We start from the raw sequence: 14,705 nt of genomic DNA, 5'->3' as shown, positions 1-14,705 counted from the left end.
TCATAACCTCAAATATATCATCTTGCTTTGGCTGTCACCCTCCTTTATTTCTTCAGCATACTTTCTGACACACCACCTTAAGATAATATGGAAGTAGACGCTATGATAGTTACCACAGCAGCTTTTGGGTCACATCAATTAACGCTGATAGCCCATGCTAATGAGCATGTCAGCAAGCATAGTCAGCCTATGCTTGTTGAAGCCAACTGGCTGCTGCCTGGTAATACTTGGCATAGCTCAAAATCTGTCCCCAAGCTTAAAAAATATTATGGCCTGACAGATGAAGACTTTACTTTTATAGACAGTAATAGCCTAAGCATGAAAGAGCCTACTCAAGCTTTATTGATAGAAACGATTTTCCAACTCAAAGATTACGCTGCTGGTAAACGTAAGACATTGAATTTACCCTTGGATTTTTCTATGGGTACTGAGTTTCAACAAAGCGTATGGCGGGCACTACAAGAGATTGAATATGGCGAAACCATCAGCTATGCTACCCTCGCGCAGCGTGTTAATAGCCCAAAAGGGTTCCGTGCGGTTGCGCAGGCTAATGGCAAAAATCCTTTTAGTATTATTGTGCCTTGTCATCGAGTGATTGCGAGCGACGGTAAGCTTGGTGGCTATACGGGCGGGCTGGACAAAAAGAAATATTTGCTAGCGCTTGAAGGGGTCAAATGTAGATCGTAGTAGCGAATATAGCACTGTATCCATTAAGTTCTTAAATATATAGAAAAGCACCAAGCCTGTAATCGGGTTTGGTGCTTTTTTCTATGTGGTGCTGCCTTTATGTAGTATTCTGGCTATTTGGCGCATTTATTACAGCCAGAGCAGCCTCGAGATTTCTTAAAGATAATCTTTGTCCATACATAATAGACAGAGATAGCAACGATGATAAAGACAATCAAGTATTCTAACCATGTATTCATATCAGCTCCTTAAAATCCAAAAATTTGTCCTGTGATGCGGTAGACTATCCAAGCCATCGTATAAGCCAGCACAAACAGATAGCCAGTAATGGCTAAAGTCTGCTTCAATGACTTAGTCTCACGGCGAATAACCGCGAGGGTTGCCAAACACATTGGGGCGTATACATAAAAGGCCAAAAAGGCAAAGGCAGTGGCCAGACCCCATTGAGCATGAATGATAGGAATAAGCGTTTGGTTGATGGCCCCATCACCCACGCCGCCTACTGCATATACCGTACCCAGCGCTGCCACCACGACCTCGCGCGCGGCCAGTCCTGGGATTAAAGAAATACACATCTGCCAGGTAAAGCCAATGGGCGCAAAAATTGGCTCGATCAAATGTCCAAGCATACCAGCAAAGCTATAATCAATAGCAGGGCCAACGGCATTTGCAGGTGCAGATGGAAAAGTGACTAACACCCATAACACCACAGATAGCGTGAAAATCACTGTACCGGCTTTTCTTAAAAACGCACTCACTTTGTCCCAAAGTTCACCAGCGATATGCTTCACATTGGGCATGCGATAAGTTGGTAGTTCCATTAATAAAGGAAAAGCAGAAGATTCTGATTTTGCACTATGAAAGCGTTTGAATAACCATGAAACTAGCGCTGCTGATAATGTGCCCGCAACATACAGTATAAATAAAGTAATGCCTTGCAAATTAAATATGCCAAGCACTGTTTGGCTGGGTATCACTGCTGCAATGATGAGTGCATAAATCGGTAGACGCGCCGAACAAGTCAACATGGGCAGTACTGCAATGGCCATCAAGCGTTCTTTATGGCTCGGTATCGTACGAGTAGACATGACAGCGGGCACAGCGCAAGCGAAACCGGATAACAATGGAATAAATGAGCGTCCAGATAGTCCTACTTTGGATAATAAATTATCTAACAAAAACGCGGCACGCGGTAAATATCCTGAGTCTTCTAGTATCAATAAGAATAAAAATAGTAATGTGATTTGAGGTACGAACACCACGACGCTACCCACACCAGCCACAATGCCATCGACGATAAGACTCTGTAAGATACCATCTGGTAGCCATTGCATCAGCAGTGTGCCCACACTACCAACCAACCATTCGATACTATCCATCAGCGGCGCGGCCCATGCATAGACGGCCTGAAAAATGACAAATAGGATCATCAGCAAAATAACTACCCCTATGACGGGATGCAATGTCAACTGGTCCAACCGCTCATGCCATTTTGGCAAACGTTGTGCACTTGTCACCGCTCGGCTCAGAATATCATCAGCCTGTTGATACATGGTGTGCGTGTCGCTATCACCATCAAAGAAATGGATGGGCTTGTCGCTGTCACTGATATACTCGATCAGCTCACCAGCTAATCTCATTAACGGCTCGCAACCTTTGCGCTTAATGGCAACGGTCTTGACAAAAGGTACGCCCAGCTCATCAGATAATATCGCTTCATCTACGACCAGACCACGGCTATGTGCCACGTCACTCAGATTGAGTGCGACAATAATCGGTAAGCCTAAGCTTTTTAGCTCAAGTAGCATCCGTAGTGACATACGTAGGTTGGTGGCATCCGCCACAAAAATAATCCCATCAGGGACAGATTCGCCAGGCATTTGACCGAAGAGCACTTTACGAGTGACTTCTTCATCTAGGCTGGCTGTTTTTAAGCTATAAGTGCCGGGCAGGTCCAAAATATTGACATTGCTATGACCAAGCAGAGCAGCACTGCGCTTATCAACGGTGACGCCAGAATAGTTGGCTACTTTGGCTTTGGAGCCTGTTAGCACGTTGAAGGTGGCGGTTTTACCGCAATTGGGTGCGCCTACCAAAGCTAGTGTGATAGGTGCAGTGCTGGCTTTTATTTGTTTGATTGGTACTGAGATGGATACTGAAGAGGACATAAGCTTATGCATCGCTTCTGGAGGAATGTATATGAGGAAGCTGTTTGGATAAAGCAGAGGATGACTGGTTTATCGGTGCAGATTGATCATGTGTTTTTACGCTGATGTGATGGCGCGGCATTTGATTTTCATCAGCTCGTCAGCACGTAAGCTAAACTGAGCGCCCGTACTTAGCTGCACGGCATAAGGCGGCTTACCAAACAGACCTTTGGCAACAATATGAACCAATGTATTGGGCAAAAATCCTAAGTCTTTGAGCCGTTGGCTAATGGCACCATCGATTTCACCGAAGCGATGATTGGCAACAATCTCGTCAATAATGGCAGGCTGGCGTTTGTTTAGCTCTAATAATGAACATACAGGCGATGCGTTTGTCAGAGTAGGAGCGTCAGTAGCGGTAGAATAAGAAGGTGAAAGCGTCACACTCATATAAAAGTCCTTAGTTATTTGCATCTTTGCAAATGATAACTATTACTATTTTTGTGTGATTATATGCCTCGTCTATGAGAAAAACAACCGTTATAAGAGAGTGCTGTGATAACAAAAAAACCAGACAGTATGACACCATCTGGTTTTATAATACTAAAGTTCAGTACTACTAAGAAAATCTGAAGCTGTCTTAGCTATCCCTCAAGCTGCGCCATGACGTCAGCAGAGAAGTTTACGTTAGTATAAACTTCTTGCACATCATCCGCATCTTCTAACATATCGATCATCTTTAGGATCTTTTCAGCATCTTCCACATTGTCGATTTCAGCCGTGGTAGATGGTGACATGGTGACTTCAGCATTGTCAGAGACAAGACCAGCAGCGTTAAGCGCGTCTTGAACTTGACCGAAAGTTTCCCACTCAGTAATGACAAGTAAGCTTTCACCATCGTTTTCGATATCAACGGCGCCCGCATCTAGTGCAGCTAGCATGACTTCATCTTCTAGGCTCACATCATTAAAGGTGATTTCGCCGCGTTTAGTAAACAGATACGCCACAGATCCTGATGTACCGAGGTTGCCATCGCATTTGGTAAAGGCGTGACGGACTTCACTGACAGTACGATTGAGGTTGTCAGTCATGGTTTCGACCAGTACCGCTACACCGCCAACACCGTAGCCTTCGTAACTGACTTCTTCCATGTTTTCATTATCACCGCCGCCTGTACCACGGTCGACAGCACGGTTAATCGTGTCGCGAGTCATATTGACTGATAGCGCTTTTTCGATAACAGCACGTAAGCGCGGGTTTTTGTCAGGATCGGGGTCGCCTTGTTTGGCAGCTGAGACGATTTCACGGATAATTTTGGTAAATATTTTACCTTTTACTGCATCCTGACGGGCTTTACGGTGTTTAATATTTGCCCATTTTGAATGGCCTGCCATATAACATCCTTAAGGTTTACGTATTATTTTTTATGTGCAAAAAGGCGATGAATCACAGCCTTCGATGTCTGATCACCTTGTTTTATACTATCATTACTTTGTCTATATAAGGTAGTAGCGCTACTTGCACGTTAACGATTTGTATGTTGTTGAGAGTGCTTTTTTGCTACACTGTGGCAAATTATAGATTGTATTCACTGTGATAAGTGAGCAATATTATAAACCAGTTTTAACTATTTTGACCAACTTGCCCTTATCCATCACATTTTAAGTCATGGAATGCTATCAAGCCATTGATTTTATAAAGTTACTGATTCTATGAAGCAACCAACCGCCGAAGCCCTAACACACTTGCGTAACCGTACGCATATCATTATCGAAGGTACAGATACCCGTTTGGGTAAGCTCTTTGATATTGTATTATTGATTGCGATTTTGGCCAGTGTTGCTGTCGTCATGCTTGATAGTGTGTTGTACATGCGCTTGCAATATGGCACATTGTTTTTTTATGCAGAGTGGTTTTTTACTATTCTGTTCACCATTGAGTATGCGCTAAGGTTGTTTTCAGCACCCAATCGTTTGCGCTATGCGTTTAGCTTCTTTGGGATAGTGGATTTGCTGTCTGTTTTGCCAAGCTATCTGAGCTTACTGTTTGTAGGGGTGCAGTATCTACTAGTCATACGAGTACTGCGTATCTTACGTGTATTCCGTGTCCTCAAACTAAAAGCCTATATGCAACAGGCAGGTTTTTTGGCTTCTGCACTTAAGACCAGTCAGCAGAAAATTACGGTATTTTTCTTATCGCTTGTGCTATTGGTAACCATCTTTGGTTCAATTATTTATGTAGTAGAGGGGCCTGAAAACGGGTTTACTAGTATTCCGTTGTCTATCTATTGGGCGGTCGTCACGATGACGACGGTTGGTTATGGTGATATGTCGCCCAAGACGCCGTTAGGCCAAGCGATTGCAACCATGGTTATGATCACAGGTTATTCGATTATTGCCGTACCGACCGGTATTTTTACCTCTGAGCTGGCTCGTAATATGCGCCCACAGCTTAATCCTGTCACTTGTCCAAACTGTGGTAAATTCGGTCATGCAGTGGGCGCAGACTTTTGCGATCGCTGCGGACACGCGCTCCACATCTAATGATAGGTAGTGATAGATTTTATATCACTACTGATGGCTCGCTTATCTATACCTCAATGTACTCATCAACCAGCGGTGAGAGGTCAGTCTCAACGCCTAGATTTACCAAGTTCCAGTACTGCCCTGATATAGTGCGATCTAGCATCATCGTTGTGGCAGAGGGCTGAAACTGGCCGAAGTATTTCAATGAGGTACGCATTTGCGCAATGGCATCATGATGTATCTGACTGCTGCCAAAATCAAACGCACCTTCTTGATATGGGCTGATAGATAATGGCTTGAGGCCAATGGATAGCCATTTTTCATAAAACTCGCCAGGGATGTTTTTATCATCGTCACGGCGAATGTCTAAGGCGACGAGATCTTGCTCAAGTGCGGTCACATCGCCTTTGATAGCGTGTTTGGCGAAACGACGGAACAATTGAACTTCGCTATCACTGTAACTACGGATACCACCAAAATCATAAGCCACGACGCTGCCGTCATGACGAAAGGCAAAGTTGCCTGGATGTGGGTCACAGTGCATACGGTAGAGGCCAAATAACTGTCCTGCGGTAAAATGAAACAGGCGCTCTGCTATTTTTTGTTTGATGTCATTGTCCCACGTCGCAGCGACAGTCAATGTCTCTCCCATCTCTTCGGTTAAGGTCAAAATCCGTCTGGAAGAATGGCTGCTGATAACTTTAGGAATGATAAGGCCCTCATCATCTGCATGAAAAGCACCAAACACACGTAAGTTATAAGCTTCTTTGGTATAGTCCAGCTCATCATGTAAGCTTTGGCGAATCTCGTTAAAGAGTTGCTCTTGCAACTGTTTACTCATATTGAGCACGCCTGCAATCTTTAGTGCCATGCGGACTTGCTTGAGATCACTATCACAGTTTTCATCCACATCAGGGTATTGGACTTTGACCACGACTCTTTGTCCAGATAATAAAGTAGCTTTGTGCACTTGTCCGATAGATGCGGCAGCAAACGGCATTTCTTCAAACTCACTGAACAACTCTGCTATAGGGGCTTTTAGCTCACGCTCAACTTGTGCACGTATTTGCGCATAAGGCATCGGCGGGGCATCTTTTTGGAGTTTTTCTAAAGCAGTGGCAACCTCAGGTGGAAAAACGTCTTTGTACTGTGAGGCGATCTGTCCTACCTTCATCACCGCACCTTTCATCTCACCCAATGTCTCGGCAATCTGGATACCCACGTCTTGCATCAAGTCTGAGCGAGCCTGCAGGCGTTTCTCTTCGTCACTCGAGAGATGCTTAAACGAGTTCTTAGCTGCTTTGCCGGCAATACTTGCTGTCATGCCAGCGAGTTTCATAAAGCGCTTTCCGGACGTTTTTGCCATTCATATCACCATATAGTGGATTGTTTGCTCAGCCATAATTCTATTATTTTCATCAGACAATTACTGTTTGACTAATGTGTGAAAAACAAAATGTGTGAAAAATAAGAAGTTTTACTTTATTAACAAAGCCAGTAATCAATACAATCAAACAACACCTTAAGTGATTGTATTGATTGTATAAATATTGCTTAGCCAGTAATTTAATGCCATCTCGTAACCCATATGACCCAAACCACAGATGACACCGACTGCGACATCGCTCAAATAGGAATGATGCCTGAAAGGCTCGCGCGCATGAACATTGGATAAATGTACTTCTATAAAGGGTTTTTGCGTGGCCAATAGGGCATCACGTAGTGCAACTGATGTATGGGTAAATGCAGCAGGATTGATAATAATAGCATCAGCTTGGGCAGATTTGTCTGCTAATAAGCCGTAATGTTGGATCTTATCTACTAGATCGCCTTCATGGTTTGACTGTATACAAATTAATTCAATGCCGTGCTGAGCGGCTCGCTCGACCAAGCGTTTTTCGATATCTACCAGCGTCATATGGCCATAAATTTCAGGCTCACGCTTACCCAATAAGTTTAGGTTGACGCCATTCACTAATAGCATTTTGTGATTGAGTGTCTGATCAATGTGTTGGTCAGCAGGATTTTCTGCTGCTGTAGATGGAGAAGAGGACGTCATAGTAATCTCTGTCGCTATTTAAATATGTGGATGATTTATTATAATGAATAAGGTGTGCATGACAAATAGGTTGCATAAGCTGAACCAGCGTATCCCATTATAATAACAGCTTGCAGGCTGGGTTATAAAAAAATTACAGGAAAAACTCACCCATGCATTAAAAAGCGTGTTAAAAGTCTTTATGTTGCTAAAAACCCGTGCTATGATATTTTTTATGCAATAAATATTGCAAGTTTGTTACTGTCATTGATATGAGAGATAGTTTGCAAAATTGGCTTTCTTTTATATAAGCGTTTTAAAGATGACTGTGGCTAGATTGGTACTTTTAAGTTTTTGATTTCATCATCTTAGATCCCGTTTATATGCAATGTTGCAAAGGAATTTGGGGCTAAGCGAACTTTTTTAGGAAGTAATATTATGTCAGCTCGTGAGCAAGGTATCGTTAAGTGGTTTAATGACTCAAAAGGCTTTGGTTTCATTCAACGTGATAGCGGAGAAGATATTTTTGTCCATTTCCGCGCGATTCAGGGTGATGGCTATCGTTCTTTGAAAGATGGCGAAAAAGTTGAGTTCAGTGTCGTAGAAGGTGAGAAAGGTCTACAAGCTGAAGAAGTCAGAAAGATAGAAGAGTAATCTATCCAGACATTAAAGCGGTTTAATGATAATGTCTGTACGAACTACTGATATACTACTGAGTCAAGCCCATATTGTCTTACCCATGTTGAGTTAACAGCAGCATATTTGGTAGGTCAGGTACTGGGCTTGGCTTTTTTTGTACCCGTATGTCTAGCGGCCATCTATAGATATAATGTTGCGACTGCCATTGGTCACGCTTATGTCAGTATAAAGTTTTATTGTGAGCTGATTTGTGATTGATAAAATGCAAGCAACTAATTTAAAAGGATATTTTTTTGAGTAATTTTACAACGTTTACTGATTTGCCACTTTCAGACGCGACATTACGCGCCGTGAGTGATTTGGGCTTCACTGAATTAACGCCTATTCAGGCAAAAATACTACCGCATACATTAGCAAATCAAGATGCCATCGGACAGGCACAAACGGGAACCGGTAAGACAGCAACGTTTTTGCTGACTATTATGGAGGCGTTACTCAAACGTCCTTTTACTCATGATGAAGAGCGCTATCTCGGTGAGCCACGTGCAGTCGTTATGGCACCAACGCGTGAGCTTGCTCAGCAGATATTTGACGACTGCATTGCATTGACCAAATATACGTCGCTGCATAGTGTCTGTATCATGGGGGGTACCAATTACGAAACCCAGCAGCATGAGCTTGAGCGCCAATACGTTGATATTTTGGTGGCAACGCCTGGCCGTCTGATTGATCTTGCCAATAAAGGCATGGTGTATTTAGATCGAGTAGAGGTGTTGGTATTGGATGAAGCAGACCGCATGCTGGACATGGGCTTTATCCCTGATATCAAGCGCTTAGTAGGTCGTATGCCTGCCAATACAGACCGTCAAAGCTTACTGTTTTCTGCTACTTTTAACCAAGATGTGATGAATTTGGCGTATCGCTGGTTGCATGAGCCGCAGTTTGTGGAAATCGAGCCAGAACACAAAACCAGCGAATTGGTTGATCAGCACTTTTACTTACTGACAGAAGATCAAAAACTCGAAGCCCTGCAGCGTATTATTAGTGATGAGGCTGTTGAAAAGGTCATTGTATTCGCCAATCGCAAAGATCAAGTCAAGCGTCTCTATCATAAACTGCGTCAAGCACATAAGATTGTCATGCTCTCAGGTGATGTGATTCAGCAAAAACGTGAGAAGTACTTGCAGCGTTTTAAAGATGGTCACGCGTCTATCTTAGTGGCGACAGATGTTGCAGGGCGCGGTATCCATGTCGATGATATCAGTCATGTCGTCAACTATACCTTGCCGGATCAACCAGATGATTATGTCCATCGTATTGGTCGTACGGGACGCGCTGGGCAAACAGGCATTAGCATTAGCTTTGTCAGTGAAGATGACGCATTTAATATACCAGCATTAGAGAAGCATTTAGAGACCAAGTTTACGCTTGAGCAGTGGCAGGAATAATTACTATAAATGGATATCATTTAACCAATAAAACCCTTAATACCATTTTGGATATTAAGGGTTTTTTCTATGCTTGGTAAAGTGAACGCAGTACTCAAATTATATGTTAGAAATTATTGAGCATGATTCATGGAGGTGGCGTCATCGCCCATATCATGCATGCTATGATCCATATGATTATCCATGTCTTGCATATCATGATCCATAGCTGGCATCATATTGTGATTCGTCTGATCCATGTCATGAGCATCTGTCTCAGACATCATAGCAGAGTGGCTACTATGATCCATCTGTGCGTGTCCACCACCATGCCCGCTATGCATATTTGTCATGACCATAGGAACGACAACAACTGCCAAACCTGAGAGTACCATCACCGCACCATTTAACTGCCTTAAGCGAAAACGACCAATCTTGTCACGTAACCAGCCAACTGTCTCGTGCGTTGCAACTAGCATCGGTATGGTCCCTAAGCCGAATACAAACATCAATGCAGCACCGCTTAATGGGTTGTGAGCGACGACAGCAATCAGTAGAGCGCCGTATACCAAACCACAAGGCAAAAAGCCCCAAAGCAAACCTGCTGTTAGTGCGCGCGGAAAAGTATTGAGTGGAAATACCTTTTGACGCAGCGGGCTAAGGTATTGCCAAAAGCGCATGCCAAAACGTTCAAGCTTGGTCAAAAACGGCGCGCCAAGCATGGTAACACCGACGAATACTAGTACCAGTCCTAACAAGATGCGCGGCATGCTATTGCCCTGCATCAATGGCGCTAATACCGTGACACCAATAAGGCCTGCGACCAAACCCAATAATGCATAACTGGTTAGACGGCCAAGATGGTAGGTGGCCACCAAAGCGCGGCGTTTAGTAGGACTGACATCTTTCATAGACAGACCAAATGCCGTCACAAGACCGCCACACATACCCAAACAATGCGGCGAGCCAAAAAAACCCATCAGTAATGCCGCAACAAGTAAAGCCATGGTCATGGATGCATCTCCTAAAAGTCATAAAGGCCGTATCTATAGACACGATTATTATCTAACAAAAGCTCATCATTACACGATGAACAGAGAAGAGGATAAAGGTTAGATTTTTGGGTTTTTCTCTACATCAGTGTGAACGACTGTATCTTTATTAACATTATCCTCTGACGGCTCGGTATTCGCAGAAGGCTGAGACTGCACCGCGCGCTCATGAGCTTGCATGGTTTGCCTGCGCTCTTGACGATCATCCAATATGATACGCTGTGATGCATTGTCCAAATCTTCAAACTGGTTTGATTTTACCGCATAACGCACCGCCCAGATGGCAACCACAAATAGCATGAGACTTAATGGGATTAATAAAAATATACTGAGCATGGTAACTCTCTTCGATAGCAGTGTCTTTTATTATTATACACCCATCGCAAATGCAGTGGATGATTTGTATCGATTAGAATGAGGCGTAGCATCATAAGACGATATTAGCTGCGCGTTTAGTATAAAAACCTATTCATCAGATGCTTTTTTGGCACTGCCTCGCGGTGTTAGGAGTTGCTGTGAAGTCACGTCATCGGCGTGACGACAATTCATTTGCGGACGTATCACATCCCGTAGATAGGCGGCGATTTCATAAACAGCCCGCCGTGAATGACTTAGGTTTTGCGCAGGTTTCATCCAGTCACGTCTAACTGGCAATGGCGCGCTAAGCGGTGTGCTATTAATACCATTCAAGGCAAACTGTCTACGCGCACGTGCCATATGATAGCTATCCGTAATAAGGTAAACGTGATGGAGCGGAATACGCTTGGCTGTAAAACGGGCATTTTCGCACGTATTCATACTGGCATTTTCGCTTATCAGCCCATCGATACCATGCTCAATGAGCCACTGACCGAGCCAAGGGGCTTCAGCGCCACTTAGTACAATGGGTAAGGGAAGATCGTGGTAAGCGCCTGCAGCAGTACGGGCACGATTCAGGCTATAGCGATTGAGGATGATTTGATTGTTATTATCATTAGTTAGACCACCGCCTAATACCACGTAAGCAGTCGGCGGAGAGCTCATAGCAGCAGAAGGCATTTTTGGTAAAGGAAGAAGCGCAAATATATAAACAACGGCTTGTGAAAATAGCGGTGTGAACAAACTGATTAGGACTAAAATAACAGACGTCGAGCCTAATACAAAGGTAATATTGATGATACGAAATAGCTTCACCATTCGTTCGGCTGAACGCAAATAGTTTCGCCATAAGCGTTTAGACCATGATTGTTTAGACCACATGCTCAGCATATCCAATTAAGCCATCAGCATTCACCCAAACTGGCTCACGTGATAGCTGAATTGCAAATTTCTCATAGACGATGTTGGCAATATAGCGCTGTGCAGTTGCCACATCTTCTTGAGTGGCTTGATGAGGGGTATGATTGGTCAGTACCAGCGCCTGATGTTTATGAGTCACGATGGGTGCGATGCCGCTCCCTTTTAATCCTGCTTGCTCAATGAGCCAACCTGCCGCAACTTTTACCATTGCGTCAGGCATCGGATAACCAACGATAGCTGGATAGATTGCTTGTAGCGCCGTAAACTGCTCCTGAGCGATAATAGGGTTTTGAAAAAAACTGCCACAGTTAGGTAGCTGTTTTGGGTCTGGCAGCTTTTGTTGTCTAATATCTATAATGGCTTGCATAACGTCATGAGGATTGGCTTGCTCGCGCCCTTGTTGCTCAGCATAGCGCTGTGCTACTGTTTGGACATCCCCATAGCTGGCTAAAATATTGGTAGGATCAGTATGTAACCTGAAACCGACGCGACTAATAAGCCATGTGTTTGGCGTGCGTTTAAAGATACTGTCACGATAGCCAAATTGGCAGTCGGCTACTGATAAATGGTGCCAAGTTTGTGTCGGTAAATGATAAGCGCGTACATATTGTAAGCAGTCTTCTAACTGTACACCGTAAGCACCAATGTTTTGTACTGGTGCTGCACCAGTTAAGCCAGGTATGAGCGCAAGATTTTCTAACCCATACCAGCCTTGATTGACTGTATGTACGACCAAATCATGCCAGTTTTCGCCCGCCATTACTTCGATATCGACATAGCTATCAGTTTGAGCAGTCAGGTGAATACCGCGCATTTTGGGTTGCAATACCACCGCATTTAACGCTGCTGGCAATAAAACATTGCTACCGCCAGATAAGACAAATAATGACAGCTGATGCTCTACGTCCTCTGCATAGGTTGCCATAAAGTCATCAAGCTGTGCCTCATTAGTCAACGTCACTACAGAATCAGCGACACAGGCCAGTGCCATCGTATTGCTATGTGACAAATCGACTAAACTACTGACCAACAGATTTGCTGATGAGTCGTTTACAGTCGTGGTCTGAGCATTGAGATCAAGGCGTGCAACTTGGGTCATAACATAGCCTATGGGGCAAAAGGATAATAAATAATAAGGTAGCTATAGTTGATTCAATGTAAAAGAGATACAATGCAACTGAGTGCAGACGTATATTTGATACTTCAAGCGCGGTTAACGCTGTAGCTCTTTTATAGAGGGTTAACTATATTATAAAGGATACCGGATGCAAGAGTAGCAGAAATATAGAATTTATGGCTAGCAAGCTTTCCAGCTTTCGATCCAAGCTTGTGCGCTTGATTCGATGCGCTCGATCACCTCTTCAAAATCATCGCTACCGCCTTTATAGGGATCCGGTACATCGTTACCGCCGTAGGTAGGGTCTTCTTCACTAAAGAGGGCCAGCTTTGCCAAGTCATCTTCTGTATCTGTAATGCCGTCTTTAATAGCTTGCAGGTCGGCCAAATTCTGTGAATCCATGGCCAAGATTAAATCGAAATCGCGAAAGTCATTAGCGGTTACCTGGCGTGCAACCAATTTATTAATTTTGTAGCCATGTGATTTCGCATGACGCTGCGAGCGTGGGTCAGGTTTGTCGCCGACATGTGAATCACTGGTACCTGCTGAGTCTATCTTTATTGAGAGTCCAGCAATTGCCGCTTGCTGACGAAAAACTTCCTCAGCAGTTGGTGAACGGCAGATATTTCCTAAACAAACCAATAATACAGACGAGGGAGTACAGGCTTTCATCAGCATAATATGACCTTCTATAACAAAAAAAACATGCTATAAGAGACCAGCATTGTTAATGCGGCTTTTATTAGCATGCAATCGATTGAACCAACGACTAGCGTAACGCTTAATCGCTTGAATGGCAAGGATAGAGACTGGACAATAGCGTCACTTAATAATAGGTTTATGACAATGCTATATATAACTGGGTGATGCGGGGGTAATGCTATATCAATCTTGATTGCTTTTGAAGCGCTTTAAGTCCCGGCGCTCTTTTTTATTCGGCTTGTTATCAGGGCGTGCAAGGTTGGCAAGTTTGCGCTGTTCGGCATAATAAGCACGCCGCGTCTCGCTCTCTTTGGTCTCTGAATATAATACCTCAGCGGCGGTCGCATTGCCCCTCTGTGCAGATAGCGCCTCAACAACGACAGTCTTTTCGGTCATGGCAGTAGCTGATCCTTGACGAATGGTTAGCTCGTCGCCGACTGAGATTTCTTTACTGGTCTTGACGCGGCTACCACCATAATGGACACGTCCGCTTTCAATTGCTTGCTTGGCAAGCGTACGTGTGCGATAAAACCTGGCTGCCCACAACCATTTATCAAGACGAATTTTGGCCAGACTTTGAGGGTTATTATTTGTACTTTTATTCATAAGCATCCTTTTGCATTCGTTTTTATATTAAATCATGGTTTTATATAAATAATATTAGGGCAAATTTACTATTTGCAAATGGATTTTTGTGATTGTGGGTCAGTTGCACAATTGTTGTTCACAAGGTATACCGTCGTGGTTACCATCCATTTTGGTATTAGGACAGTAGTTTGTGAAGTAAGTTGCCTCAGCACAGGATGTCATTTGTGAGCAATGTGTTCTGCCGTCACATGAAAATTTTGATGTTGCTGATTGTGTAGATAAAACTGGAGTTACGGTTGACTCTGATGTTGAGATAGGCCCCAAGTCAACGTATGTTGGCGGTATGTCATCAATATTATCAACGTCATTAGAAGTAAGAGTAGGTTGCGTTACGATATCTGCTGCTGCATTGGTTGCAGGTTGATGTACCGTGTTTTTAGGTTGAAGGACTCTATAACCTATAAGCACGAAAAGCAGACATGTCAATATCACTAATACTTTGTTT

At 43.7% G+C, this 14,705-nt stretch carries 17 protein-coding genes; 4 read left to right on the top strand and 13 right to left on the bottom strand.

Going from position 1 to position 14,705, the window contains the following annotated elements:
- Window positions 1-102: 102 nt before the first annotated feature.
- Complete coding sequence (locus tag ACHUET_RS06065; RefSeq protein ID WP_394211475.1) at window positions 103-687, top strand: methylated-DNA--[protein]-cysteine S-methyltransferase; 585 nt, start codon at window positions 103-105, stop codon at window positions 685-687.
- A 113-nt stretch (window positions 688-800) separates the two neighbouring features.
- Here the strand turns inward: ACHUET_RS06065 and ACHUET_RS06060 are convergent, their stop codons facing one another.
- From ACHUET_RS06060 to ACHUET_RS06045, 4 genes are all read right to left on the bottom strand, one after another.
- Window positions 801-926, bottom strand: a complete 126-nt coding sequence (locus ACHUET_RS06060; RefSeq protein WP_394211474.1) for a FeoB-associated Cys-rich membrane protein — start codon at window positions 924-926, stop codon at window positions 801-803.
- A gap of 9 nt (window positions 927-935) precedes the next feature.
- The gene (feoB, locus tag ACHUET_RS06055) at window positions 936-2,855 is read right to left on the bottom strand and encodes a ferrous iron transport protein B (RefSeq protein WP_394211472.1); all 1,920 of its coding nucleotides are present in this window, start codon (window positions 2,853-2,855) and stop codon (window positions 936-938) included.
- Between the two features lie 96 nt (window positions 2,856-2,951).
- Window positions 2,952-3,284, bottom strand: coding sequence for a FeoA family protein (locus ACHUET_RS06050; protein ID WP_201598674.1), 333 nt, complete (start codon window positions 3,282-3,284; stop codon window positions 2,952-2,954).
- Between the two features lie 194 nt (window positions 3,285-3,478).
- Window positions 3,479-4,228, bottom strand: a complete 750-nt coding sequence (locus ACHUET_RS06045) for a YebC/PmpR family DNA-binding transcriptional regulator (protein WP_201598675.1) — start codon at window positions 4,226-4,228, stop codon at window positions 3,479-3,481.
- 318 nt (window positions 4,229-4,546) lie between these two features.
- On the opposite strand from ACHUET_RS06045, the gene ACHUET_RS06040 reads away from it, so the two are divergent.
- Window positions 4,547-5,377 (top strand): ion transporter, encoded by an 831-nt coding sequence (locus tag ACHUET_RS06040; protein ID WP_075107416.1) that lies wholly within the window; start codon window positions 4,547-4,549, stop codon window positions 5,375-5,377.
- Window positions 5,378-5,423: 46 nt separating this feature from the next.
- Here the strand turns inward: ACHUET_RS06040 and ACHUET_RS06035 are convergent, their stop codons facing one another.
- Together ACHUET_RS06035 and aroQ are read right to left on the bottom strand one after the other, a co-directional pair.
- Complete coding sequence (locus ACHUET_RS06035) at window positions 5,424-6,725, bottom strand: ABC1 kinase family protein (protein ID WP_394211469.1); 1,302 nt, start codon at window positions 6,723-6,725, stop codon at window positions 5,424-5,426.
- A 156-nt stretch (window positions 6,726-6,881) separates the two neighbouring features.
- Window positions 6,882-7,418 (bottom strand): type II 3-dehydroquinate dehydratase, encoded by a 537-nt coding sequence (aroQ, locus tag ACHUET_RS06030; RefSeq protein WP_394211468.1) that lies wholly within the window; start codon window positions 7,416-7,418, stop codon window positions 6,882-6,884.
- Window positions 7,419-7,835: 417 nt separating this feature from the next.
- Between aroQ and ACHUET_RS06025 the strand changes: the two genes are divergently transcribed.
- Complete coding sequence (locus tag ACHUET_RS06025; RefSeq protein ID WP_192992921.1) at window positions 7,836-8,051, top strand: cold-shock protein; 216 nt, start codon at window positions 7,836-7,838, stop codon at window positions 8,049-8,051.
- A gap of 278 nt (window positions 8,052-8,329) precedes the next feature.
- Window positions 8,330-9,484 (top strand): DEAD/DEAH box helicase, encoded by a 1,155-nt coding sequence (locus ACHUET_RS06020; protein ID WP_394211465.1) that lies wholly within the window; start codon window positions 8,330-8,332, stop codon window positions 9,482-9,484.
- A 113-nt stretch (window positions 9,485-9,597) separates the two neighbouring features.
- Here the strand turns inward: ACHUET_RS06020 and ACHUET_RS06015 are convergent, their stop codons facing one another.
- The 7 genes from ACHUET_RS06015 to ACHUET_RS05985 all read right to left on the bottom strand — a co-directional run bounded on the left by ACHUET_RS06015 (window position 9,598) and on the right by ACHUET_RS05985 (window position 14,668).
- The gene (locus ACHUET_RS06015; RefSeq protein ID WP_394211463.1) at window positions 9,598-10,476 is read right to left on the bottom strand and encodes a sulfite exporter TauE/SafE family protein; all 879 of its coding nucleotides are present in this window, start codon (window positions 10,474-10,476) and stop codon (window positions 9,598-9,600) included.
- Window positions 10,477-10,575: 99 nt separating this feature from the next.
- A complete protein-coding gene (gene ccoS, locus ACHUET_RS06010; protein WP_227675672.1) occupies window positions 10,576-10,851 on the bottom strand; it encodes a cbb3-type cytochrome oxidase assembly protein CcoS in 276 nt (91 codons plus the stop codon).
- A 129-nt stretch (window positions 10,852-10,980) separates the two neighbouring features.
- Window positions 10,981-11,754 carry a YdcF family protein gene (locus ACHUET_RS06005; protein ID WP_075107411.1) on the bottom strand — a complete coding sequence of 258 codons (774 nt, stop codon included), beginning with the start codon at window positions 11,752-11,754 and terminating at the stop codon, window positions 10,981-10,983.
- Complete coding sequence (murB, locus tag ACHUET_RS06000; protein ID WP_394211460.1) at window positions 11,744-12,892, bottom strand: UDP-N-acetylmuramate dehydrogenase; 1,149 nt, start codon at window positions 12,890-12,892, stop codon at window positions 11,744-11,746. The genes ACHUET_RS06005 and murB overlap by 11 nt, the downstream gene beginning before the upstream one ends.
- A gap of 198 nt (window positions 12,893-13,090) precedes the next feature.
- On the bottom strand, window positions 13,091-13,588 hold the full coding sequence (locus tag ACHUET_RS05995; RefSeq protein ID WP_394211458.1) for a low molecular weight protein-tyrosine-phosphatase: 498 nt from the start codon (window positions 13,586-13,588) through the stop codon (window positions 13,091-13,093).
- Between the two features lie 207 nt (window positions 13,589-13,795).
- A complete protein-coding gene (locus tag ACHUET_RS05990) occupies window positions 13,796-14,218 on the bottom strand; it encodes an RNA-binding S4 domain-containing protein (protein WP_394211456.1) in 423 nt (140 codons plus the stop codon).
- A 99-nt stretch (window positions 14,219-14,317) separates the two neighbouring features.
- Window positions 14,318-14,668: an excalibur calcium-binding domain-containing protein gene (locus tag ACHUET_RS05985; RefSeq protein ID WP_394211485.1), complete on the bottom strand. Its 351-nt coding sequence runs from the start codon at window positions 14,666-14,668 to the stop codon at window positions 14,318-14,320.
- Between the last annotated feature and the right edge of the window lie 37 nt (window positions 14,669-14,705).

The sequence above is a fragment of the Psychrobacter piscatorii genome (assembly GCF_043641605.1).
GTDB lineage: Bacteria > Pseudomonadota > Gammaproteobacteria > Pseudomonadales > Moraxellaceae > Psychrobacter > Psychrobacter piscatorii_C.
The sequence above is the reverse complement of the archived record's forward strand: the minus strand, read 5'-3'. Positions and strand labels throughout refer to the sequence as shown.

Coding starts and splice junctions, on each gene's coding strand:
- ACHUET_RS06065 (WP_394211475.1), top strand. CDS start 103: ATGATAGTTACCACAGCAGCTTTTGGGTCACATCAATTAACGCTGATA.
- ACHUET_RS06060 (WP_394211474.1), bottom strand. CDS start 926: ATGAATACATGGTTAGAATACTTGATTGTCTTTATCATCGTTGCTATC.
- feoB (WP_394211472.1), bottom strand. CDS start 2,855: ATGTCCTCTTCAGTATCCATCTCAGTACCAATCAAACAAATAAAAGCC.
- ACHUET_RS06050 (WP_201598674.1), bottom strand. CDS start 3,284: ATGAGTGTGACGCTTTCACCTTCTTATTCTACCGCTACTGACGCTCCT.
- ACHUET_RS06045 (WP_201598675.1), bottom strand. CDS start 4,228: ATGGCAGGCCATTCAAAATGGGCAAATATTAAACACCGTAAAGCCCGT.
- ACHUET_RS06040 (WP_075107416.1), top strand. CDS start 4,547: ATGAAGCAACCAACCGCCGAAGCCCTAACACACTTGCGTAACCGTACG.
- ACHUET_RS06035 (WP_394211469.1), bottom strand. CDS start 6,725: ATGGCAAAAACGTCCGGAAAGCGCTTTATGAAACTCGCTGGCATGACA.
- aroQ (WP_394211468.1), bottom strand. CDS start 7,418: ATGACGTCCTCTTCTCCATCTACAGCAGCAGAAAATCCTGCTGACCAA.
- ACHUET_RS06025 (WP_192992921.1), top strand. CDS start 7,836: ATGTCAGCTCGTGAGCAAGGTATCGTTAAGTGGTTTAATGACTCAAAA.
- ACHUET_RS06015 (WP_394211463.1), bottom strand. CDS start 10,476: ATGACCATGGCTTTACTTGTTGCGGCATTACTGATGGGTTTTTTTGGC.
- ccoS (WP_227675672.1), bottom strand. CDS start 10,851: ATGCTCAGTATATTTTTATTAATCCCATTAAGTCTCATGCTATTTGTG.
- ACHUET_RS06005 (WP_075107411.1), bottom strand. CDS start 11,754: ATGTGGTCTAAACAATCATGGTCTAAACGCTTATGGCGAAACTATTTG.
- murB (WP_394211460.1), bottom strand. CDS start 12,892: ATGACCCAAGTTGCACGCCTTGATCTCAATGCTCAGACCACGACTGTA.
- ACHUET_RS05995 (WP_394211458.1), bottom strand. CDS start 13,588: ATGCTGATGAAAGCCTGTACTCCCTCGTCTGTATTATTGGTTTGTTTA.
- ACHUET_RS05990 (WP_394211456.1), bottom strand. CDS start 14,218: ATGAATAAAAGTACAAATAATAACCCTCAAAGTCTGGCCAAAATTCGT.